Source organism: Streptomyces carminius (genome assembly GCF_002794255.1).
GTDB classification, from domain to species: Bacteria; Actinomycetota; Actinomycetes; order Streptomycetales; family Streptomycetaceae; genus Streptomyces; species Streptomyces carminius.
In genome coordinates this window covers 1-23271 of sequence record NZ_PGGW01000043.1, presented here as the reverse complement: position 1 = coordinate 23271, position 23271 = coordinate 1, and the positions used below count along the sequence as shown (strand labels likewise).

Sequence of the window (23271 nt, the reverse complement as noted above, 5' to 3'; positions counted from 1 at the left end):
TCATCGTGTGGTCTCCGCGTCGGTGGTGTCGATGCCGGTCAGCAGGCTGGAGCGGTCCAGGGTGTCGAGGGGTTGGCCGGAGATGGCCGCGGTCAACAGCGTCTCCTCGCAGCACGGTGCGGGGTCCTCGGGGTCGGGTTCGGCTCGCAGGTGGGCGAAGGCGGCCATGGCGCGGTCCAGGGCCGGGCCGCCGGTGCCGCGGTCGGCGAGGTAGTCGTGCAGCAGATCGTCGATGTCGGGCAGCTCGGTGGTGGAGGTCTGCCGGTCCAGCACGCGGTGGGTTGTGCCGGCACGGCGCTCGTCGATGTCGACGAGCGTCGCCTGGGGCAGCATCTTGGCGAGGGTGGCCGGCAGGGACGGGTCGAAGGTGTCGACGTTCACCACTGCTTTCACCCAGGCGTCCCCGACGCGGGCGGCGCGGTGGGCGATCTGTTCCAGGGTTCCTTCGAGTCGGACCAGGCGGCGGCCTGCGGTGAGCGGTTCGAGTTCGATGCGGGGATTGGTGTCCGGGCCGATCTCAGCGAGTACGACGCTCTTGGTGTCGCCGGTTTCGCCGAAGTCCATCTGCAGGGGGCTGCCGGCGTAGTAGGCGGGGAATCCGGAACGGCCGACGGGTTGGGGTTTGTGGATGTGGCCGAGGGCGCCGTAGGCAACGTCGGGCAGGTCGGTGGCTGCGGCCGCGTACTCGGTGCTCAGGGAGATCTGCCGCTCCGAGTAGGACGGGAGGGCTCCTTCGATGAAGAGGTGGGCGGCGTAGACGAGGACGTCCCGGGGGCCGCGGTGGGCGGTCAGGCGGCGGTAGACCTCGGCTTGGACGGTGCGCATCCGTTCGGCGTAGGTGGCGGTGGTCAGGGCGGGGTCGGCGAAGTAGTAGGTGAAGCGGTTGGGGTGCAGGTAGGGCAGTGCGCCGATGCGCAGGGTGAGCTCCCCGTTCCTGGTGGGGTATTCGGCGAGGAGCAGTCTGTCGGGGCGGGCGTCGGTGGCGAAGCGGACCCGGGTCTTGTCTCCTTCGCGGGCGCCCATGTCGTTGAGGACGTATTCCAGGAACGTCAGGACGTGCGTGGTGTCGTGGTTGCCGGCGACGACGACCACGGGTGCGATCGTGCCGAGGCGGCGCAGTGCCTGTGCCGCGCGGCGCATGTCGTCCAGGCTGGGGCGGGGGCTGTCGAAGAGGTCGCCGCTGTGCACGATCAGGTCGGGGGCGTAGTCCTCGGCGATGGCGATGATTTCGTCCAGGACAGCGTCGACCTCGCTGTCGCGTCGATGGCGACCGATCTGGCGGCCGAGGTGCCAGTCGGAGGTGTGGAATACGCGTCCCATCACGGGTGCCTCCAGTACAACGGCCTGCGGGGCGGCGCGGATTGCGCCGTCGCGGCCGGAGGTTCGGTGACGCCGACTGTACCTCGAATCACAGGAAGAGTCTGGAAAACTCTGGAACTCTGGTACCGTCTGGTACATGAGTGATCCGCTGGACGCCCTGGAGAAGAGCATCGGCACCCTGCGCCGCGCGATCCGCGACGCAGCCGCCGCCGGTGACACCGAACGGGCCGGCGAGCTGCGAATGCAGCTGCGCCGCGCCGAACGGGCCTGGGACGCCCTCGTCGACGCCGGTGAACCGGCCACCGCCCCGCCCAGCCCAGCGCCGCAAGCTGCCCCGGCCGCCCGGGGATCGCAGCTCCCGGCACGCGAACACGTCCACCGCGCCCTGATGCTCCTCGGGGTCCCGGCCGCGCCCAAGCTGATCGTCGACGTGCACGAGGCGTTCTTCCCCGGAGAGCTGTCCACGTCCAAGCTCTCCAGCCTGCGCCGGGACGAGGAACGTTCCTACCGCTCCAGTCCGGGAGCCCGGCCGTACTACCTGTGCCCGGCCCTGGCGCACGACCTGCTGACCCCGGTGCGGGCACTGATCACGATCAGCACCTGGACGCTGGAGCAGCGCGTCATCGGCCCGCTGTCCCCTCGCACGGACTTCCTCAGCGGCGCGATCCGCATCGCCGAAGCGGTGCAGACCTCCGCCGAGTCCGCTGCGGACGGGCCCAGTCCTCAGGCCCTGCGGCTGCTGTGGCGCTTCGCCGTCAACATCCCTGACGCCATGCCGAAGAACGCCTCCGGTCACGAGGGCGCGCTGGATGCGCAGCAGGTGATCGGCGCCGCCCAGGCAGAGCTGGACGTGCATACCGAAACCGACCGTGCCAACCGGGCGGCGGCCGCGCGGCAGGCCCGCAAGTCCCTCAGTGACGACGAGCAGTTGTTCGGCGCGCCCCTGCGGGGCGTGACGCATCTGCGGTCCGCCCGCGCCTGATTTTCATCTCCCCGCATCCTTTTATCCTCCGCAAGGATCTATGAGACCGTGAAAGAACCAGTCGACGACCGCCTCGCCGCACTGCGCGGATCCGCGAAGCGTCTGGACTACAACGCCCGGTCGCTGGCGGCCCTGGAGAACAACCCGCGCTGCACGCTGCGGGCTTTGCTGGACGCCTCCGGCTCCGACAAGGCCGCGATCGCCACACATGTCGGCCACCCCCCGGCATTCGGCCAGTCCTCTTTCGCCATCACCCGCGGCAACGCCTTCGAGGCGATGGTGAAGGCCAACGGCTGCGCGGAGCTCCTGCGCGTCCTGCGCGAGACCCTGGAGCTGACGCTGCCGGAGGTGGGGTACGAGGACCTGAACGACGTCGGCGGCGACGGCCGTTCCAAGGAGCGCCATGAGCGCACCGAGGACGTGCTGCTACGGGCCGCCCGGGGCGAGGGCGACGGCACCTTGTTCGACCACCCGATGCTGTGCCTGCAGATCGGCGGTCACAAGGCGTACCTGGAACCGGACCTGGTGGCCTTCCGCATCGACGGACGCTTCCACGTCGTGGAGATCAAGAGCTTCCCGATCATCGACGAGCAGGCCGCCCCCGCACAGGTACGGGCGGCGACCACGCAGGCGAGCGCGTACATCATCGCGCTGCGTGACCTGCTCGGGCGGGCCGGCATCGGTGAGGAGGCCGTCTCCGACACGATCGTGCTGGTCGCGCCGAAGGACTTCACCAACCGGCCGACCGGGGCGTTCATCGACGCCCGCAAGCAGGTGGCCGCCCTGACGCGTCAGCTGTCCCGCATCGAGCGCATCGGGGACCTGGTGGATCTGCTGCCCGAGGACCTCACCTTCGACCTCGCCCGGGACTCGGAGGACCGGCCCCGGCGCCCGGTCGAGGAGCTGACCGAGGCACTGGACCAGGTCCTCGTGACGTACCGCCCGGACTGCCTGAACCACTGCGAGATGGCGTTCTACTGCCGCTCCCGCGCCCGTGCGGAGGCCTCACTGGATGTCCTCGGGCCGGTGGTGCGCGATCAGTTCGGCGGCATCGACACCTCAACCATGGTCATGGGGCTGGCCCGCGGAGAACTGGCGCCGAGCGAGGACCAGATGGAGATGGCCGCGGCCCTGCGGCACGCCGCACGGCTGCGTGCAGAACTGGAAGACCTCGGGGGTGCGGCATGAGCACGCTGTCGGCGCTGGCACACGTGCAGGCGATGGAATCGATGCAGGCGGTGCCCCTGACCGAGTTCCGGCACCGGCACCTATCTGCCCGGCCGCTGGTGATTATCCCGCTGACCATGGCGGGCGAGGCCGGGGCTCCCCTGGCCGCGATGGTCGGCTCCGCCAAGAGGAACGGGACTCTGCTGATCGTGGCCCAGCCCCGCAACCGCGACCAGAGGTTCGCGTTCGCCGCCGACCTCGGCCGGATCGTGATGGACTACATCGACTCCTTCCGCCAGGACCGCCGCGGGGAAGGCGAGCGTTCCCGGTACACCGACGCGCCGCAGATTCTGGTGCCGAACCCTGGCGGCGTCAAAGCCGTGGCCGACCTGGGCCGCATGTGCCGCTTCCGTGCGACGTCCGGTCCCTACGCGGTGCCGGACGTCGTGCCGGAGCTCGGCATGTGGCTGACGTTCCTGGTCGACAGGGCCGAACAGGCCGGCACCTCCATGCTGCTGCCCGTCACCGCAATGCTCACCGAGCACTGGGCGACCGGCCAGAGCACGCTCGAGGACCAGAACCTCGCCTCCCTGATGGCCTGGATCGCTCCCCCGACGGGCTTGAGCGTCGAGCAGGCCATGGCCGACGCGGAGAACCCGGACGTGTGCCCGCCGGCGGGCCCGTCGACCTCCCCCGAGTTCGACAACCGCGACCTGGCCCCGGCGATCAGAAAATTCGACACGGCTCACACGCTCGGCGGCCCACACACGCTGGCCGCCGCCGAGACCGAACTGCGGGAGCTGATCGCGGGACAGATCCAGCCCACCTGGCGCATGGTGTGGCAGGCCATATCACTGCTGCGCTCCGTGCCCGAGGCACCGCGGACCGCCAAGCGCTTCGAGGGCGACTGCAAGGCCTTCACGGACTACTCCGACTACCGGGACTCCGGCGGCCTTCCGCAGCGCAAGCGGGACACCCCGATCGGCGCGGCCCGGCGGCTGGGCTGGCTGGAGCACACGCTGGCCGAATTCGAGTCCGACATGGCGTTCGACGATCGTTTCGTGCTGGCCGACCGGCGCAGCGCCGGTGAGGCGTTCGCCGGGACGGTCGTGGAGGCCGAACCCGGCCGGACGGTCACCACGGACAAGAACAGGCGGGTGCCGCGGCCGCGTGTCACCGTCCGCACTGATGATCCCGTGCGGCTGGCCGCCAATACCAAGCTGATCAGCCCGTCCATGCCGACTGGCCACAAAGCCGTGATCGTCTCGGCCCTTCCCGACGGCGACACCACACAGGTCACGGTGGAGATCACCGGCGGCATGGGGCGCGGCCGCGTCCCGAAGCAGGGCACCGTGCCGGAGCCGGGCCAGTACGTCGCCTACCTGCCCGATCCGGGGTGGCGCCCGGCACCGCAGTTCCCGGCCTCCGACGCCACCCCGTGGACACACAGTGCAGCCGACGGGGTCGGCACCGATTCCGCCGTTCCCGAGGACGCCGCCGCAGAGGAGTGGGGCAATGAGGACTGACACAGGCACGACGCCCGAACCGGCCGTGCCCGACCCTGCGGCGGCCGCTGCCGCTGCTACCGAGGTGATCCTCGCGGACATGGCTGACGGGCGTCATAGGGCCGTGGTCGTCGACTCCCCGCCGGGCGCCGGCAAGAGCACCCTGGTGGTCCGCGCCGCCCAGGAACTCACCGACAGCGGCGAACGCCCGATCATCGTCGCCCAGACCAATAACCAGGTCGACGACCTGGTCGTGCGCCTGGCCAGGGAGCATCCCTACATCACCGTCGGACGGCTGAGCGCCACCGGCTACAACCCACCCCCGGCCCTGGGCGCCCTGACGAACACCACCGTCGGCCGCACCCTGGCCGACCTGGCCGGCTGCCGGATCATCGTCGCCACCGCCGCCAAGTGGGCCACCATCCGCGATGCCACGTTCGGCTGGGCGATCCTGGATGAGGCCTACCAGATGCGTTCGGACGTGCTGCTGCAGATCGTCGAACGCTTCGAGCGGGGCCTGTTCGTCGGCGACCCCGGCCAGCTGGACCCGTTCACGATCGTCGGTACCGAGCGCTGGATCGGGCTGCCGCACGACCCCACGCAGAACGGCGTCAGCGTCATGCTGGAGCACAACCAGAACATTCCTGTGCACCGGCTGCCAGTGTCCTGGCGCCTGCCGTCCTCGGCCGCACCCACCATCGCCCAGGCGTTCTACCCTTTCACCCACTTCACCGCCGGAACCGGTGAAGACACACGCGCCCTGGAATTCCGCACCGCCGGGCTCGCCCGCGCCGATCTGGACGAGACCCTCGTGCAGGCGTTCACCACCGGCTGGGCCCTGCACGAACTGCCCCGTCGCCATGTCCCACGAACCGACACCCAGACGCTCCAGACCGCCGCCGACCTCGCCGGCAGGCTGCTGGACCGCGGAGCGGTCGCCACCTGCGAGCGCCACCCGGGCGGCCGACCCCTGGAGGCCGGTGACATCGCCGTCGGCGTCGCCCACCGCGACCAGGCCGACCTGGTCCGGGCCGCGCTCGCCCGGACCGGCAGCCCCCGCGCGCGGGGTGTGGCGGTGGACACCGCGAACCGGCTGCAGGGCCGCGAGTTCGAAGTCGTCATCGTCGTGCACCCGTTGTCAGGCCGCCGGGACGCCACGGCCTTCCACCTCGAGGCCGGGCGGCTGTGCGTACTCGCCTCCCGCCACCGACAGGCGTGCATCGTCGTCGCCCGCGAGGGCATCGCCGATCTTCTGGACGGCCACCCCTCGACCGACCCGGTGCACCTGTCCGTGCGCGCCAAGTTCCCGGACGGCTGGGAAGCCAACCAGATCATACTGGACAAACTCGCCCAGCATCGCGTCGCCGCATGACGCCTGCGCGGGCGCCTGTGCCCGGGGTGAAATTCCAGCAGGATTCGCAAATTCATTCGTTTTTCGGGTTTTGTCAGTGCCGGTTTCTACAGTGAGTTCATCTGCCGGGCCCAGAGCGGGACAAATGTTGCGTGCGATCGGAGGGTTGCGTGGATTTCGACCAGGTCACGGCGCTTGTCCGCCATCCGGCATGGGTGCTGCTGCGCGCGGACAACGCCACTTTGGTGCTGTCGTTCTGCGGCACGGTGTTCGTCGATGAGAACGCGCGCAGTGTGCCGGAGACCGTGCTGGAGTCCCGGCTCGACGACCGGCTCTACCTCCTCAACGAGGAAAAGCCCGGCTCGTTTCCCCGGTCCGCCGATGCCTATCTGGCGGAGTGGACGAAGAACAGCTGGTTGCGCAAGTACTACCCGCCGGGGGAGGACGAGGCGCATTTCGACGCGACTGCGGCCCTCGAGAAGGCCGTGGCCTGGGTGCGGGACCTGCCCGCACGTTCGTTCATCGGAACCGAGTCCCGCCTGAACACCATCATCGCGCTCCTGCGGCAGATGGCGTTCGGAGCTGAGACCGATCCGCAGACACGCATCGACGAACTGCGCCGGGAGCGTGACGCGATCGACGCCCAGATCTCTCGGCTGCGCACCGGTGAGGTCGACATGCTGTCCCCGCTCGCACTGCTGGACCGCTACCAGCAGGTGGAGAGCACCGCGGTCGAACTCCTGCGGGACTTCCGTGAAGTGGAGGCCAATCTTCGGGAACTGGACGTACGTCTGCGCCACCAGGTCGCCACCGCCGAGGGCGGGAAGGGAGAGCAACTGGCCGCGTTCCTGCTGGACCGCGACGAGATCGCCCGGTCCGATCAGGGACAGAGCTTCCAGGCGTTCTTCGACTACCTCCTCTCCCCCCGCCGCCAGCAGGAACTACGGGAGCTGCTGCAACAGGTCAACCAACTGCCGCAGTTGGAAGGCAGGGCCAACCAGAGCCTGCTGAAGATCCCCTTCGCCTGGCTGGAGGCGGCCGAGAACACCCAGGACACGGTCCGGCAGCTGACCGAGCAGCTGCGCCGCTTCCTGGTCGACCGTAGCCGAGCAGAGGACCGCCGCGTCCTGGCGCTGGTGCGCTCCATCCAGCGTCACGTCACCGCCTTGGAAGGCCGGGCCGACCTGCCCGGCATGGCGCTGGACGTCCCTCAGGCACATCTGACGCTGCCGATGGAGCGACGGCTGTACATGCCGGTCGAACGCATCGAGCTGGACACCGCCGCGGTGGAGGAATCCGACGACGCGGAGGTGGACATTTCCGAGCTTTTCTCCGGCCTCCACGTCGACACCGAGGCGCTGACCGGTCATGTCCTGGAGGCGGTCGCCGCGAGCCCGAGCGGCCAGGCGAACCTGGCCGCCATCGTCGACGACCACCCGCTGGCCCTGGGACTCGCGGAACTGCTCGCCTACTTCCAGGTGGAGGACCCCGGCCTGGACATGATCGTGGACCCGGACCGCACCGACCTCCTGGTCTACCCGCGCGTCCACGTGCCCGGGCACACGCAGGCGAGAGTGCCGCACGTGACGTTCGTACGCGACGAAGGCGGCACCGCCGCCGGAAAGGCGGAGCATCAGTGAGCGACGCCCTGACCGTCCCCATGGTCCACCTGCTGAAGGCAGGCGTGCTCTATCAGAGCGATGCCCCTGCCGTCTGGGAGCAGATCGTCAGCCAGCAGGCAGCGATCGGCGACTACCTCAGCGTGATCGGCCTCGACGTCGTCATCGACCGCGCCGAGGGCTACGCCTACGTCCGGCAGCAGGATCTCGATTCCCGTGACGACGGCGTCACGGTGCCCCGGCTGGTCACCCGCCACCGGCTCTCATTCCCCGTCAGCCTGATGCTCGTCCTGCTGCGCGGACGACTCGCGGACAGCGACGCCGATTCCGCCGACCCGCGCCTGGTACTCACCCGCGACGACCTGGTCGAGATGATCCGCGGCTTCCTCCCACCGCGCAGCAACGAAGCCCAGCTCGTCGACCAGATCGACGCCCACATCAAGAAACTCGTCGACCTCAAGGCACTGCGCCAGACGAAGCAGACCGGCACCTACGAGGTCCGCCGCCACATCAAGGCCCTGGTCGACGCCCAGGCCCTCAACGACTTCAACGACCTCCTCGCCACCTACCGCGACGCTGCCTCCACCACGGCCAAGGACGACACATGACCCTTACGACCGACCCGGCAGCGCTCATCCCACGGCAAGCAACGACCGCAGAGCCTGCCGGCACGCTCGACATCGGCCCCGGTTACCGGCTCGCCCGCCTGGAGGTGCTCAACTGGGGCACCTTCCACCGCACCACCTGTACCTTCACCATCGACGGGCACTGCGCCCTGCTCACCGGGGGCGTGGGATCGGGCAAGTCCACCCTGGTGGACGCGCTCACCACGCTGCTTCTGCCCGCCCACAAGATCGCCTACAACAAGGCGGCGGGCGCCGACGCCAAGGAGCGTGACCTGCGATCCTACGTCCTCGGCCATCACAAGAACGAGCGCGTCGAGGCCTCCGACACCACACGCCCCGTGGGACTGCGCGACCACACCTCCTACAGCGTGATCCTGGGCGTCTTCACCAACTACGCCCTCGGCACCCACCTCACGCTCGCCCAGGTCTTCTACTGGACCTCCCCAACCAGCACTGGGCAGCCTGAGCGGTTCTACCTCACCGCCGAGGCACCGCTGTCCATCGACACCGACTTCACCGGTTTCGGCACCGACATCACCGACCTGCGCCGGCAGCTGAAACAGCACGGGGCCACCATCCACGGCAGCACATACACCCAGTACGGCAAGGCACTGCTCAGAGGCATGGGCATCCCCAGCCTGCAGGCCCTGGACCTGTTCCACCAGACGGTGTCGATGAAGGCCGTGGGCAGCCTGGACGAGTTCGTCCGCGAGCGGATGCTGGAGCCGTTCGACGCGAAGACGGCCGTCGACAAGATCGTCGCCCACTTCGACGCGCTCACCGCCAGCCACAACGAAGTCGTCAGGGCCCGTCGGATGATCGAGGACCTGACGCCGATCGTGGTGGCATGCAACCGGTACGACACCGCCCAGGGGGAGATCGCCACCCTGGACAGGCGCCGCAGTGCCGTCCCCGCGTTCTTCGCCCAGCACCGCCACCGGCTCCTCACAAGACGTCACACCACACTGATGTCCGGTGCGGCGGAACTGGAGGAACTGCAGTCCACTCGCGAGCGGCATCTGGAGCAGTTGCGCGGGACGGCCGACGGCCTGCGGCGCCGTATCGACGGCGCCGGCGGGGAGAAGCTCATCACCCTGACCGGCCAGATCGAAGAGCTCAGCCGCGAACGCGAGCGCCGCCGCAAGCGCGCCACCGAGTACGGCGCCTGGCTCGCGCAAGCTGGCATGGATCCCGTCACCGACGCCGCCTCCTTCCGCGAGCGGACCGACCAGATCTCCACCGCCCGCTCCCGGGCCGAGGAACAAGAGCAGCAGGCCCGCAGGAAACTCGACGATCTCGCCATCGCACGCCACGAAAACACCACCGCGACCGACGCACTGCGGCGCGAGATCACCAGCCTGCAGCAGCAGCGCTCCAGCATTCCCGCCCAGTTGCTGGCCCTGCGCCGTGAACTCGCCACCGCCACGGGCGTCTCCGACGAGGTCCTGCCATTCGCCGGCGAGCTGATCCAGGTACGCGACGACGAAGCCGAATGGGCCGGTGCCGCCGAGCGCGTACTGCACGGGTTCGCCTTGTCCCTGCTGGTCCCTCACGCCCACTACGACACCGTCTCGGCCTGGGTCAACGGCCGTCACCTGGGCCTCAGACTGGTCTACTACCAGGTTCCCGCCCACACACCCCTCACCACGCTGCCGGACGACCCCACCCTGCTGACCGGCAAACTCCAACTCAAGTCCGGCAGCTGGGCCCGCGACTGGCTCGCCGCGCGGCTGCGCTCGCGTGCCGACTACCTGTGCGCCGACGATCTGGACGCGTTCGTCCGCGCCGCCCGGCCCGCCGTCACCCGGCAGGGCCTTATCAAGGGCGGCGGAGGCCGCCACGAGAAGAACGACGCCCACCGCATCGACGACCGGCGCAACTGGGTGCTGGGCTGGAGCAACCAGGCCAAGCTCGACGCCCTCCTCGCCGAGGCCACCCGCCTCACCCGCGAAAGCGCCGACATCACTACGGCCACCCGGGAACTCGAGAAGCAGCAGCGGGCCCGCGCCGGAATCAGTGCCGCCCTCACCTTGCTGGCCAGCGTCGACACCTACGCGGAGTTCGACTGGCGGAGCACCGTCGCGGACATCGAGCGGTTCGAGCAGCAGAAGTGCGCCCTGGAAGCAAAAGCCGGTCTGGACAAGCTCACCGCGCAGCTCCGGCGGGCCGAGGACGAGATCGTACAGAGCCGGAAGACGTTCACCACGGGGCAGGAGGAGCTGGGCGGCCTGCGCCGCGACGTCCAGCACATCGCCGACCTGCTGGGCAGGACCACCACGTTCCTCGCGCAGTGCAACCTTGACGGCATGGCGGAGCACGAGGAAGCCCTGAGGAAGTTCCTGCCCGCGGCCGACGGTGACGGCGACGGCCTTCTGGAGATGCTGGACGACGCCGAGCGCCGTGCCGAAGCACGTCTGCTGCGCAGCAGCGGCAGCCGCCACGAAGCCCTGCGCCACGCCAGCAGTCAGGCAGCGGGGCTGATGGCCGCCTTCCGCGGCAGGTATCCGGTCCACACCGCCGAGCTGGACAACACCATCGAATCCGCCGATGGCTACCGCGCGTTGCACAGCCGGCTCACCGACGAGGACCTGCCCCGGTTCGAGGAGCAGTTCCTCCTGTACCTGCGCACCAACGTCATCCGCGACATCGCTTCCTTCCAGGCCCATCTCGGCGCTCAGGAGCAGCAGATCCGCGAGCGCATCGACGTGATCAACACCTCGCTGGCCGGTATCGACTACAACCCGGGCCGCTACATCCGGCTCAACGCCGCCCCCACGCCGAACAAGGAGGTCCGCGAGTTCCAGTACGACCTGCGCGCCTGCACCAGCGAAGCGCTCTCGAACGACGCCGATGACGCGTACACCGAAGAGAAGTTCCTCCAAGTCAAGGCGCTTCTCGACCGTTTCAAGGGCCGCCCGGAGCACACCCGTCTCGACAAGGAGTGGACCGTCCGGGTCACCGACGTGCGGCGCTGGTTCGTCTTCTCCGCCAGCGAACTCAACCGCGAGGACGACGCCGAATACGAGGTCCACTCCGACTCCGGCGGCAAGTCCGGCGGCCAAAAGGAGAAACTCGCCTACACCATCCTCGCGGCTTCCCTCGCCTACCAGTTCCGCATCAACCCCACCGCCGCCAAACCCAAGACCTTCCACTTCGTCACCATCGACGAAGCCTTCGGACGCGGTGACGACCCCTCCGCCCACTTCGCCCTCGACCTGTTCCAGCGCCTGGGCCTGCAACTCCTCGTCGTCACCCCGCTCCAGAAACTCCACGTCATCGAGCCCCACGTCACCCGCGTCGGTTATGTCGACCGCCCCGACAAGACCCGCTCCCGCCTGAACAACCTCACCATCGAGGAGTTCCGCGCCCACAAGCAGGCAGCAGCCCAGCAGGCGAACCAGCCCCCGAAGGAGCGGTCGTGACCCCTGCAGAATGGACCCGCCCCGAGCATGTGGTGGAGACCCTGCGCCGCAAGTGGACCAGCGGCCGCTACCTCACCGCCGCCGCGGGCGGTCACCCCTTCGAACCCATCGCGGTGCCCCTCAAGGGCCCCACCGCCGCTGACGCGCTGCAGCACTACGAGCAGGCACTCGCCTGGGCCCAGTGCTGGGCCCCCGACCGGAACCCCCATCTGCGCATCCAGACCAAATCCATCGGAGGCCGCAACGGCATCCCGTCGAACACCGTCCCGGCCCGAGCATGGGTCGATACCCGCGACCGCCTCTGGACGCTGCTCCGCGTCACCACCCAAGTCGACCACTTCCACGCCCTGCACGAGCAGACCGCACGCCAGGTCCCCGGCATCGCACGGTGGATGGCCGACCATCCCATGAAGGTCCTCGCCCACGCTGCAGACTGGCACCGGCTCGTGCGCACCACGTGCTGGATCCGCGACCACGACACCGAGGCGGTCTACCTGCGCGAGATCGACACCCCGGGCGTGGACACCAAGTTCATCGAGACCAACAAAGGGATCCTCGCCGACCTACTCGATTGTGTGCTCCCTGAAAGCCGCGTCAACACCAGCGCACCGAAGAGCGATCTCGTCGCACGGTACGGCTTTCGCACCAAGCCCGTCTACATCCGCCTGCGCTACCTCGGCGCCTCTCCCCTGCCCTTCAGTGAAATCACCGTCCGCGCCGAGGAGCTGGCCAACTGGTCCCTGGGGGTGCGCACCGTCTTCGTCCTCGAGAACGAGATCACCTACCTCTCCCTGCCGCCGGTCCCCGACGCCATCGCCATCCTCGGCTCCGGATACGCCGCCGCCCTGCTGCGTCATCTGCCCTGGCTCGACGATGTCGACCTCTGTTACTGGGGCGACATCGACACCCATGGCTTCGCCATCCTCGATCAGGTCCGAGGACACTTCCCGCACACCACGTCACTGCTTATGGACCGCGCCACCCTCCTCGCCCACGAGCCCCACTGGGGCCAGGAGAAGACACAGGCACGCGGCGGCCTGACACACCTCACCCCCGAGGAGGCCCACCTCGACCGGGACCTGCGGACCGGCGCCTACCGGCCGCACCTGCGCCTGGAGCAGGAGCGCATCGCCATCACCGCCGTGCGAGAGGCTCTGACGCGGCACCAGGGATGACGCCCGAGGCCGCGAACACCGGACGGCCGCGGACCAGGACCGTGGTCGAGGGCGAGGCCACTCCCGCGCCCGGCCGGCCGGGCGGTCCGCGGCTCCCTACGCTCCAGCCTCCGCCCCTATCGGGCCCGCGGCGTACGGGTCACGGCCGAGCTCGACGAACGCGCCCGAATCTTCGTCACCCGCCAGCACTGACCGGCAGCCCGTCGATCAACCCTCTGCAGCCTCTGACGACAACAACCCGCCTCGACGAACGGGAACGGAAGTGACCGATACCTGGAATGGCGAACCGCTGGCAGACGCCAAGAACGTGAACGAGGACATCCACTACCGGATCCACGACGCAGACAGTGGAGCGCTGCTGGGATTCGGCACGGGCCGCGGTGGCGCGCTGGGAGCAGTGGTGGCCCACTGCCGGCGTGTGGAAGACGCCTATCCGGGCTGCCATCTGGTCATCCGCGCCTACGACGGTCCGGCGGGGCCGGCCTTCGACCGCCCGGCAGGACCGTAACGCTTTTACCGCCGTCGCCGGAGTGCGGCCACCGCGAGCCCCCATACCCGTCGGTCTACAGCCCGCTCCGTCGCGGCCGGCGACCGGGCGGGGCAGGGTGGCTGCTCAGGTCGTCATGCGGCGGTGGTAGTCCTCGACCTGCTTTGCCAGGTCGTCTTCGGGAATGCCGGTGAAGGCGCTCATCTGGGCGTAGGACAGGCCGGCCCTGAGTCCGGTCAGCGCGAACTCGTGCAGGGCCTGGTTGATCCGGGCCACGGCGTTGCCGAGGGTGACCATGCCGAGCTCGACACCATCGGCAGCCGGCAGCGTCCCCTCGATCTTCAGCTCCGCCAGGTCGCGCACCTCACTGGTGATCAGGTAGGTGACGAAGCTCGGCATATCGGAGGGGACATTGCCCGCCCAGGCCCGCTCGTGTGGTTCCGGTGAGGTGCCAGCAGCGTACTGGGAGCGGCGATGGGTGATGTACTCCCACGCCCACCGGTAGGAGACGCCAAGCCTGCTGGTGCGAAGACTCAGCTCCTCATACAGCTCGAAGGCCGAGCGGCGTTCGGCAGGCGCCATGGACTGGTCTTCGGCCAGCAGCGCATCCAGAAGCTGACGGGCCTCGCCCAGCTGCTCCTCATCGGCCGGAAGGGAATGCGGCAGCGGCAGCACGGTCGAGATCGCCTCCACGACCGTCTGGCGGGGCACGCCGTGCCGGGCGGCCAGGGACCTCGGCAGCCTGTCGCCGCCGCGGTGGTCGCGGCGGATCACTTCAAAGAGTTCTGTCCCTGGCTCAGCCATCATCTACTCCTGTTTTCCCGCGGTTGGTTGGATTCCTGCACGCCTCATGCTGTCCGGCCGGGTGCTGGTGTGCCGCCTACGTCAGGACGCACGGCGGCTGGCCGCCCGGAACGCGGGGTGGGGGCGGCGAAGTGCCGCTTCGGGTCTGGTGCCTGGTGCTCGTACAGGCCGCAGGCGTGGGCTGCTTCGGTCACAGCCGCGTGGTCCCAGGACCTGAGGTGGGGCGTGGAAGTGTTGTCCGCACGCCCCTCCAGCTGCCCGAAGTGGCGGGCTGCCTCGAGCAAGTCCACTGCCCAGGACGGTGCCCGCGTCTCCCGGCCACGGCCGGTTCGGGCCAGGGAGTCCGTCTGGGCGGCGAAAACCCGCACCGCCAGCGCTGCGGCGTGGACGGGATGGGCGATGCGCGCGTGCAGTCGGTGCGCGAGAAGCGCGGTCGGCTCGTCGGGCTCGGGCGGGAAGCGGCCTGCGGCGGGCAGCGGGAGCACCGCGCGGCCCAGGCGGCGGGCCGCTGCCTCGATGTGGCCGCGGTCGGGCTTACGGCGAGTGGGCAGCAGGAAGCACGGCTCGCTCTCGTGGGGCGGGAACTGCTCACCTGCCTCCCACCACGCGAACCGGTCGGCGGGCGGTGGTGGAGCGGGTGTGGTGAAGGCACGGTGGGCCGCGGACAGGCTGTGCGCCTCTTCGTGCCGGAGGGTGGCGAGCGCGGTGGCGAGAGTGGGCGGGAGTGGGCCGTGGCACAACAGGGTCAGCCGGATTTGGGTGAGTTCGGCCAGGGCGAAGAGGTACTCGAAGTGCCGGGAGCTGATGCGATGGGCCCGGGTGATGATGACGTGACCGGTGCGCAGCGCGAGCATCCAGGCGGCGACCGCGCGCCAGGCGGTCTCGGTGTTGCCGGTCCAGTACGTGCCGTCTTCGCTGCCGGCTGGCGGGAGGTGCTTGCCCGTGCTGCGCAGCAGGTCGTGGGCCAGGGAAGCGGGTGCGCTCGCCACCGGGGTGGGGTGGACGGTGATACGGCCGGCCGCAGGGGTGTGGGCGGCCAGCGCGGCGGCCATGAAGGCGTAGTCGTCGTGAGGATCGTGCACCACGGTGAGCGGGGGCAGGCCGGGGCTGGTCTGGCCGGGTGACCACGTGGGCTTCCACGCGCCGGTGGTGGTCTCGGACACGGCGGCCGTACGCGGGCTCGGCATCATCGTGACCTGGGTGGTGGCGGGTCAGCAGCGGGCACCGGCAAGAGGCTGTCGGTGAAATCTGCGCGGGCTGCGTCGGCGTGGTGGACACGTCGGTGTTGTTCCGGGGCGGCCGCGGCAGGGCGGTGGCCCAGGACTTGGTGGCCGACAGGGCCGGCGGCATCCAGGAGGGGGCGGGCGGCCAGGCCGAGGGCGAACAACACATCCGGGTGGGGAGCGGGCTGTTTCCCGGAAGGGGCAAGCAGGCGTCGGTTGGCTAGGCGCGGGACCTGCTCGGCGGGCAGGGCGGGGGTGAGGCCGCGGGCGGTGCGGTGCAGCAGTCGGGTGAGGGCGGCGGCCTCGCCGGGGGCGAGGGAGGCGGCAGTGTGGCCGGTGTTGTACAGGTTCTGCCGCTGCCCCGGGTCAAGCAGGCCGGGCACGCAGGTCAGGTGGATGGTGGTGTCGGTGTGGACGAGCCGCTGCGGGCTGCTGGGCTGGTCGAGGTGTGCGGCCAGGATACTGGCGGCCCGCTTCAGGCGGTGTGCGCCCCATCCCAGGGCCGAGGCCAGGTCGTCGGGGTGGATGCGGCCGACCTCAAGCAGGGCCGCGTGCAGCACGGTGGCGTGCGTGGCCGCGCCCGGGGCGGAACGGCGGGAGGCGTGCTCGGGGACGCGCAGGAGGGATTCCGGCGAGGTGTTCAGCGCGCGGGCGAGAGCGAGCAAGGCCGCGGCGGGGAGGGTGCGCGGGGTGAGGTGGGCGTCGAAGTCCGCGGTGGGAATGCCAGTCAGCGCAGTCAGGTCCTCGTCGGTGAGCCGGCACTCCATGGCACGTGTCCGCAGGAACATCAGGTCGAACGCGGTCGCGGACGTGTCGCCGGGCGGCGGTGGCTGGTCGGTCACGGACGTAACTCCCCGAGGCGCGGTAGGACGTCGGAGGCGGGCGGCGTGGGAGTGTGCAGGTGCCAGCAGCGGGCAGCGGTGTGCCAGTCGTCCTCGGCGTGGGGGTGGACCAGGGCGGGAACCGGGAGGCCTGCGTCGGCGATGAGGGCCTCGAAGCGTGGCGCGGTGCCGAAGCAGTTCGCGAACAGGCCGTGGGCGTCGGCGGTGCGCGGGGTGCGGCGGCGGAATTCGACCGCGGCGCGCATCAGAGGGCGGGCGCGGGGCGGGACGGCGTACAGATGCCTGGGGCCGGGCGGTTCGCCGATGTTGATCCGCGAGTCGCGGTCGATGGCCACGGTGGTGCCGTCCTCGTCGACGCATCCGATCTGGGTCATCGACAGCAGCGACTTGTCGGTGCCGGTGAACAGCAGGGCGGCCACCGCTGCGGCGCGCAGCGGGTTGGGCAGGCGCACGGTGATCGTGTGCACGGTGCGCGGGGTGAGGGGCACGGTGGTGATGCCGGGCCCCGCGCGGCTGGTGAGGTCGTCGGGCACGTTGAGCAGCACCGAGTGGCTGAGGAAGCCGGCCTGGGCGCCTCGCACGCGGGCCACGGTGTGCTGGGCGCTGGGGCTTGAGACGGTCAGGCGGGCCAGGAACAGCCGCACCGCCTCGGTCTCCTGCAGGGTGAAGGGGGTGGGCTCGGCCGGGCCGTCGGCGGATTCGATGCCGCCGACCGAGGCTGGTGGGAGTGGCAGGGTGCGGGCCAGCCAGGTGCGGGCGGCGGCGTAGCCGGCGCGGTATTGGCCGTCGCTGTGCGCGAAGTCGGTGGTGTTCTGGCGGCGCCAGCAGTCCGCGCGGAACGCGGCCACACCGCTGCGGGGCAGCATGGGCAGCGGGTGGGCGTGATCGTGCGGCGGCGGTCCGATGCGCCGTCCGGTGGCGGCCGGGCCGATCGCCTCGAGAACGGCGGCTGTGCCGCGTACGGTCGCCACGTCCACCAGATGGGCGGCCGTGAGGTGTTCGAGCAGGCGCTGGAAGTCGGTCTGCTCTGGAATGTGGGCCAGGAGCGTGAGGCGGATGCCGGTGTCCGCGCGCCACGCGGCCAGGCGGCGCAGCCGCTCGGTGGTGAGGCGGTGGGCGCGCAGCACGATGACCTCGTCAAGGCCGCAGGCCAGGGTCCAGCAGGTCACCGCCCGCCAGGCCGGGTCGGTGGACATCCGCTCGGAATCTGGACGGGAGAACCCGTCGCGGCCCATGGCGCGCAGTACGTCCAGCGCGAGGTAGGCCGGGCTGGTGGTGTGCGGGGTGGGATCGACGGTGATCCGTCCGCGGGCGGGATCGGCCCACTGGTAGGCGGCCCGGTGCACCGCGTGGTCGTCGTCGCCGTCCAGCAGCAGCCTCACCGGCCACGCCGTCGAGGCCGCTGGCGGCGTGGCGGCCCGCTGGGCGGTGGCGGCAGGGAGCGTGGGTGCGGTCATGGACGCCGCCCGCCGTCGACCCGGTCGGCCACGGCCTGCAGAAGATCCCCATCGGGCTTGCTTGCTCCAGTGGCGGCCAGAGCCCGCTGGGTGTGAAGGGTCAGCACGACCCAGCGGCGCAGACAGCCATCGGCGAGGCGGGCGTCCAGCGCCTTGATGTCGCCCGGCGCGACGCTCTGCCACACAGGGTGCAGCGCGGGAACCGCCTGCGGGACCTGGTCGCGGGTGAGCGGCCAGATGTAGGGCCAGCCGGCACTGCGGGTGGCGAGCATCCGCTGGGCGCGCAAGGAGCGTTCGCTGCGCGTGGATGCGATCAGTACCACGCACAGCCCTTGAGGGAGGTCGTCGTGCAGGAACCGTAGGTACTCGAAGCAGGACGCCGACAGGCGGTGGGCGTCCTCGACCACGACGATCCGCGGCCCCTGCGCGAGGGCACGGCGGATCAGCGTGTCGGCGGCCCCGGGGCCGGCGGGCGCCTCGCCACGGAGGCCAAGTGCACGATGCAAGGCGGCGCGCAGGTCCGCTGGCGCCGGCTGAGCCCGGAAATCCAGCGGCAACAGCTCACCGAGACGGCGGGCTGCGGCGTGGACGGCGAAGGTCTTGCCGACCCCGGCATCGCCCAGTACGCACACGAACCGGCCCTGGGCATAGGCGTCGGTGAGCGCATCGCCCACGGCGAGCATGCCTGGGGTGAGCAGGGTGCGTACGCCTGGGGTGTCGAGGAAGTGCAGGCCGGGTGGGGCCGCGTCCTCCATGACGGCGAAGGGCTCGGCTGCGGCGGCCGCGCCCCAGACGGCCGACGGCACAGGCGGGGGCGGGGTGGTCAGCACCGCTTCAGAGCCCAGTCCACGATGCGGTCGTCGACCTTGTCGGCCTTGAAGTGCTCCATGCCTTTGATCACGTGCTTGGTGACCTTCACCCACTCCCGGAAAGAGCCGAGCGCGTACTGGGTGTCGACCCGCTTCAGCAGCGCCTCCCCTGCGCCCCTCCACACCGGGTGGGAGTCCGGCACGGTCTTGAGGACCTCGTCCTCGGTCATGGCCAGGATCTCCAGGCGGATGTAGATCCGCGAGGCCAGCGCCGGGTCGCTCTGCAGCGTCTCGTACGCCTCCCGGCCGCCGACGAAGAGGATGGCGGGCTTGGGGTCGCAGGTGTCCCACAGCTTGCGCAGGAACTCGAAGTTCTCCCGCCGGTACTGCTGGGCCTCGTCGCACACGATCACATACGGGCGCCGGGGCAGGGTCTCGCGCAGCAGCTTGTCGAACGCGGTCGGCGTACCCGGCATCTTGCAGGACAGGTTCATCTGGTGGAACAGCTCCTCGCGCAGGTCCTTCGGCCCCGGGCGGGAGCGGGCGAAGTCCAGCGGGAGGATCAGATCCGGGTTCATCTCCTGGATCGTGGCCCGGGTACCGAAGCTCTTGCCGAGCCCCGCGTCGCCGTAGATCACCGACATGGCCCGTGATTCAACGGTGTCGACGACGGTGTCCTTGATCTGCAGCAGCGTGTCGGTGGCGACCAGCGACGAGTCCTCAAGGCCAAGGAAAAACTGCGGGCGCAGATCCGGACGGCGCGGTGCGCCCGACTCGGGCGGCGCGGCAGTAGTGGTGGTGGTCATGCGTCCTCCGAAGACGGATCGGCGGGGCCAGTGGCCTGGCCGGGGCGTGTCCAGCCGGCCGGGACGGGTGTCAAGGGCTGATACGGCTCCGCGCGCCGGCGGGGAGCTGCAGGCGCTCGCTGGCTGGGGCCTGCGAGTTCGGCGAGCGCCTCTTCTTTGGTCATGCGGGTTGCCTGGACGGGCAGTTGGGGTTCGGTAGCCGGTAGATAACGGTCGCGTCTGCGCTCACCGGAGCGCTGCAGGGCCCGGCGCAGCTCAGCGCTGTGCTCCTGGCGGTCGGCAAGGACCTTGGCGCGCAGTTCCTCGGTGGCCTCGTCGCTGAGGAACGCCCGGCCCATGTACCGGTCGCCGCGGAAGGTGTACAGGTCGATCTCGTGGCTGTGGTGCGGCATCCACCGCAGCCGCACCTCGACCCCGATGCGACCGACACCGTTCTCGGGCATGTAGCAGCGGCCAGCGAACTCCACCCCGTGACTGGTGATCTTCCGGGGCCGGTGATCGCTCTCCAGCATGAACGCACGCAGCTCGGCCGGGGTGGGCTCGGGCCGGATCTCGGTGGGGTCGGCCAGCCATGCCTCAAGCGGCGTCCACCCGGTGCGCTTGACCACGTGCTTGGTGTTGTGCTCGTGCACCCACTCCCCCAGGCGCTCCACGAATGCCTCGAAGGTCAGCGGCGGGTCCGTCTCGCCGACGCGGCGGCGGTGGTCAAGCAGGGGCGCCTTGGTGTAGCGGGGCAGGTCGGCGAAGAAGCGGGTCATGCTGGTGCGGTTCAGCCGCTCGATACCGCCTTTGTGGCGGGCGTTGCACACCCGGTGCACCGGGACGCCGAGGAGCCCGAAGGCCCGCCGGACGGTCTTGGACAGGAAGTCGGCGCCGCCGTCGACCCGTACAAGCTCCGGCAGTCCCCCGGCCGGCCCGTAAGGATTCTCCCGCAGCACCGACGCCCGCACGGCCGCCAGGACCGAGCCGCGGTGCGCGGAACCGGCGGTGACCGCCCAGCCCATCACATGGCTGGTACCGCGGTCCTCGAACCACGTCACCCACACCTTCGACAGCTTCTTGTCGGGCATCACTACGACAAGCGGGGCCTGCTTGTGGTCACCCTCCCATACCTGGTTCCGGGCCACCGCCGGCCGCTGGAAGGCAGGATCGAAGCCGCGGGCGGCCGGAATACCCTCCCGCAGGCCCACCATAAAACCGGGGTCGAGGTCACGGGCGATGGCGTCGTGCAGCGTCGTCAGACCGATCGGCTTCTCCCCCGCATCCTCGGCCACGCGCACCAAGTGCTCGTGAGCGCGTTTGACGTTGCCCTGGTAGTCGGCGAGAACTTCGATGATCTCGTTGGTGATACGGAACCGGGAGCGTTCCGGCTTCTCCGGGCTGCCGGTCTTCTCAGCGCGCGCCAGCCAGTCCCACACCGTCCTGATGTGTACGTTCAACGCTTCGGAGACCAGCCGCACATGCGCCGTTGTCAACTTCCCCGCCCTGCGCAGCCCCAACAGTTGAGCCACCGCGGCAGGCCGTAACTCATTCCGATGCCGCCCCAAGCCGTCGTCCATGGCCTCCCAGGCATCACTGGTCACCGGAGCCGGCACCCGCGCAGAGCACGAACCGGCAACAGAGCAGTGATCACAGTGTCAGCCTCCGGACAGTCAACAGCCGCCCCACATGGGGCTGTTCAGTAACGCCCGTGACAGGCGTTACTGACATGACACTAGAGCCGACACCCTCGGTAAGCGTCCACGTCGATCACCTGGGCGGGTGACACTGATCCGTTTTGCCTCAGCCCGACCCCTTCGTGCGCTACAGAGCCCACTTCAAAGGAGGTTCGACGAACACTGCACTGGCCGATTCGGGATCACACCACCACTGATTCGGGAAAGCACCACCAAGATCAACCATCTGGAACGTCAACTGAGCAGGACAAACGCGAGTCAGCATCAGTGGTGGGGAAACCCGAACATCCCGGTGGCCTCTTCCCCGAACCTCACATTCCCTCTCGGGCAGTGGCTGGAAAACCTACGGAAAGGCACCATGGTGGTGACCGAATCCCGCGATGCCGCGCTGCGGGAGATCGACCAGTGGTGGAACCCGCCCTGGCCCATCTCCTGGCAGCGGCACCGGGCCGCCCTCGCCTACCTCCTCCACGACGAGACCGGACCGGTCCAGGTACCCCCAGGAGTACGGGCCTGCGGCATCGATGTCGGCACATGGCTACAGCGCCAACTCGCCGGCTGGCCGCGGCTGGAGGACGAGCAGCGGAAACTGCTGCAGAAGCTGGGCGTACAGGCACCGGCCGAGACAGACCATGCACAGCCGGACGCGGCGGCACCGGCCGTGCCCGGCCTGGAAGACCTGGATGCCTTCGGGCGGGGCGTCGCCGCCGCTCGGCAGTTTCTTGACCGCGAAGGGCATCTCGCCGTTCCTCGGCAGCACCAGGAGATCCTGCACCCGGCCGAACCCGACGGCACACCGGTCGAGAACGGCGCGCCGGTGACCGTCCGGCTGGGCGTATGGCTGACCAACCAGAAGGCGCGGAGGGCGGGCCTCACTGTCGAGCGGCGCCAAGCCCTCGCCAACCTCGGACTGGAATGGGCAAAATAAGCCCAACAGTCGCCCCGAAAGGCGACCACCACACGGGCCTTCGTGGCGGCCTCGGTGGCGGTCCGGTCGTTGCGATCCTCGGTCGTCCCAGAGAGCAACCGCCACTGAGGCTGGTGACAACGCGGATGACGCCGGGTGGGTGGTTGCGATCCTCATCGCCCCGGAGGGCGACCGCCACTCACGGGTATACGGTAGCCGTCCATCGGGCCGCCGGCGTCGCGATCCTCGGTCACCACAGAGGGCAACCGCCACCCTGCCCCAGCTCGCCCAGCGCGGCGGCCAGAGCAAGGTTGCGATCCTCGGCCACCCCGCAGGACGACCGCCACCCGCAGATGGCGGCCAGCCGGGACGTCGATGCCGTGGAGGTTGCGATCCTCGGCCACCCTGGAGGGCGACCGCCACAGCTGGAGATCACCGAGGGCGGCGTGGTGCGCATGGCATTGCGATCCTCGGCCAAAACGGCATCCGGCTGCGGCTACCAGCGTTGAGGCGACGCGGAGGAGGCACCCGCACACCATGCCCGGCACACCGCCGACCAGCGCGCCAGTCGCCCGAGCCGACCTCACCAGACCCCGGGCCCCTGGAGGTCCGGGGCCTCGTTGGCGGCCGTCCTCCGGGGCGGCCGCGGATCCAGGGTCCGTGTCGTGTGCTCGCGAAGTTCCGGGGAGGCGGTGACGGTGCCGACCTCCGGGCATCCGGCCCGAACCGGATGGCCGCGTCCGGGAAGCACGCAGTGGCTGACGGAGGCACCGGGAAACGGTCTTCGGCAGGACCGGCGTGGCGGGTGTGTCATGGTGCTCGCATGACGTGGAACGGTGAGGAGTACCAGGCTCGGTTCGACCGCATCGCCGCCCAGGGGAAGGATGTCCACGGTGAGGCCGCGCTGGTCCGTTCCTTCGCGCCGGCCACGGTCCTCGACGCGGGCTGCGGCACCGGACGGGTGGCCGCCGAACTGGCCCGCCACGGAATCACCGTGGTGGGCGTGGATGTCGACGAGTCGATGCTCGCCACCGCCCGGCGCCGGGCGCCGGAGATCCGCTGGCACCGGCGCGACCTGGTGGGACTCGATCTC

19 protein-coding genes are annotated in these 23271 nt (G+C 69.9%); 11 read left to right on the top strand and 8 right to left on the bottom strand.

Features of this window, described 5'->3' with window-relative positions:
- Positions 1–1320 (bottom strand): metallophosphoesterase family protein, encoded by a 1320-nt coding sequence (locus tag CUT44_RS13000; protein ID WP_233221380.1) that lies wholly within the window; start codon positions 1318–1320, stop codon positions 1–3.
- A gap of 136 nt (positions 1321–1456) precedes the next feature.
- Here CUT44_RS13000 and CUT44_RS12995 point away from each other — a divergent pair, with 136 nt between their 5' ends.
- From CUT44_RS12995 to CUT44_RS12955, 9 genes are all read left to right on the top strand, one after another.
- A complete protein-coding gene (locus CUT44_RS12995) occupies positions 1457–2302 on the top strand; it encodes a hypothetical protein (protein WP_100202130.1) in 846 nt (281 codons plus the stop codon).
- A gap of 48 nt (positions 2303–2350) precedes the next feature.
- Positions 2351–3490 carry a hypothetical protein gene (locus CUT44_RS12990; RefSeq protein ID WP_100202129.1) on the top strand — a complete coding sequence of 380 codons (1140 nt, stop codon included), beginning with the start codon at positions 2351–2353 and terminating at the stop codon, positions 3488–3490.
- Positions 3487–4995 (top strand): hypothetical protein, encoded by a 1509-nt coding sequence (locus CUT44_RS12985; RefSeq protein ID WP_100202128.1) that lies wholly within the window; start codon positions 3487–3489, stop codon positions 4993–4995. Before CUT44_RS12990 ends, CUT44_RS12985 begins: the two co-directional genes overlap by 4 nt.
- Positions 4985–6346 carry an AAA domain-containing protein gene (locus CUT44_RS12980; protein ID WP_100202127.1) on the top strand — a complete coding sequence of 454 codons (1362 nt, stop codon included), beginning with the start codon at positions 4985–4987 and terminating at the stop codon, positions 6344–6346. Before CUT44_RS12985 ends, CUT44_RS12980 begins: the two co-directional genes overlap by 11 nt.
- A 149-nt stretch (positions 6347–6495) precedes the next feature.
- Positions 6496–7965 (top strand): DUF3375 domain-containing protein, encoded by a 1470-nt coding sequence (locus CUT44_RS12975; RefSeq protein WP_233221379.1) that lies wholly within the window; start codon positions 6496–6498, stop codon positions 7963–7965.
- Positions 7962–8552: a DUF4194 domain-containing protein gene (locus CUT44_RS12970; RefSeq protein ID WP_100202125.1), complete on the top strand. Its 591-nt coding sequence runs from the start codon at positions 7962–7964 to the stop codon at positions 8550–8552. The genes CUT44_RS12975 and CUT44_RS12970 overlap by 4 nt, the downstream gene beginning before the upstream one ends.
- The gene (locus CUT44_RS12965) at positions 8549–11992 is read left to right on the top strand and encodes an ATP-binding protein (RefSeq protein ID WP_100202124.1); all 3444 of its coding nucleotides are present in this window, start codon (positions 8549–8551) and stop codon (positions 11990–11992) included. Before CUT44_RS12970 ends, CUT44_RS12965 begins: the two co-directional genes overlap by 4 nt.
- Positions 11989–13167 carry a Wadjet anti-phage system protein JetD domain-containing protein gene (locus tag CUT44_RS12960; protein WP_100202123.1) on the top strand — a complete coding sequence of 393 codons (1179 nt, stop codon included), beginning with the start codon at positions 11989–11991 and terminating at the stop codon, positions 13165–13167. Before CUT44_RS12965 ends, CUT44_RS12960 begins: the two co-directional genes overlap by 4 nt.
- A 262-nt stretch (positions 13168–13429) precedes the next feature.
- A complete protein-coding gene (locus CUT44_RS12955) occupies positions 13430–13675 on the top strand; it encodes a hypothetical protein (protein WP_100202122.1) in 246 nt (81 codons plus the stop codon).
- 105 nt (positions 13676–13780) lie between these two features.
- Here the strand turns inward: CUT44_RS12955 and CUT44_RS12950 are convergent, their stop codons facing one another.
- From CUT44_RS12950 to CUT44_RS12920, 7 genes are read right to left on the bottom strand one after another with little or no spacing between them, the layout of a single operon-like run.
- Entirely contained in the window at positions 13781–14461 is a 681-nt protein-coding gene (locus CUT44_RS12950; RefSeq protein ID WP_100202121.1) for a hypothetical protein, read from the bottom strand.
- Between the two features lie 41 nt (positions 14462–14502).
- Complete coding sequence (locus CUT44_RS12945; protein WP_100202120.1) at positions 14503–15648, bottom strand: hypothetical protein; 1146 nt, start codon at positions 15646–15648, stop codon at positions 14503–14505.
- Complete coding sequence (locus CUT44_RS12940) at positions 15645–16523, bottom strand: hypothetical protein (protein ID WP_100202119.1); 879 nt, start codon at positions 16521–16523, stop codon at positions 15645–15647. Before CUT44_RS12940 ends, CUT44_RS12945 begins: the two co-directional genes overlap by 4 nt.
- Positions 16520–17980, bottom strand: a complete 1461-nt coding sequence (locus tag CUT44_RS12935) for a hypothetical protein (RefSeq protein ID WP_100202118.1) — start codon at positions 17978–17980, stop codon at positions 16520–16522. The genes CUT44_RS12940 and CUT44_RS12935 overlap by 4 nt, the downstream gene beginning before the upstream one ends.
- Entirely contained in the window at positions 17977–18810 is an 834-nt protein-coding gene (locus CUT44_RS12930; protein ID WP_100202117.1) for an ATP-binding protein, read from the bottom strand. The genes CUT44_RS12935 and CUT44_RS12930 overlap by 4 nt, the downstream gene beginning before the upstream one ends.
- A complete protein-coding gene (locus CUT44_RS12925; protein WP_100202116.1) occupies positions 18804–19595 on the bottom strand; it encodes an ATP-binding protein in 792 nt (263 codons plus the stop codon). Before CUT44_RS12925 ends, CUT44_RS12930 begins: the two co-directional genes overlap by 7 nt.
- Positions 19592–21034, bottom strand: a complete 1443-nt coding sequence (locus CUT44_RS12920; RefSeq protein ID WP_233221378.1) for a Mu transposase C-terminal domain-containing protein — start codon at positions 21032–21034, stop codon at positions 19592–19594. The genes CUT44_RS12925 and CUT44_RS12920 overlap by 4 nt, the downstream gene beginning before the upstream one ends.
- 595 nt (positions 21035–21629) lie before the next feature.
- Here CUT44_RS12920 and CUT44_RS12915 point away from each other — a divergent pair.
- Together CUT44_RS12915 and CUT44_RS12910 are read left to right on the top strand one after the other, a co-directional pair.
- Positions 21630–22199 carry a helicase associated domain-containing protein gene (locus tag CUT44_RS12915; protein WP_100202114.1) on the top strand — a complete coding sequence of 190 codons (570 nt, stop codon included), beginning with the start codon at positions 21630–21632 and terminating at the stop codon, positions 22197–22199.
- Positions 22200–23001: 802 nt separating this feature from the next.
- Positions 23002–23271 (top strand): class I SAM-dependent methyltransferase (locus CUT44_RS12910; protein ID WP_146252212.1); only part of this gene is annotated, 270 nt, incomplete at its 3' end.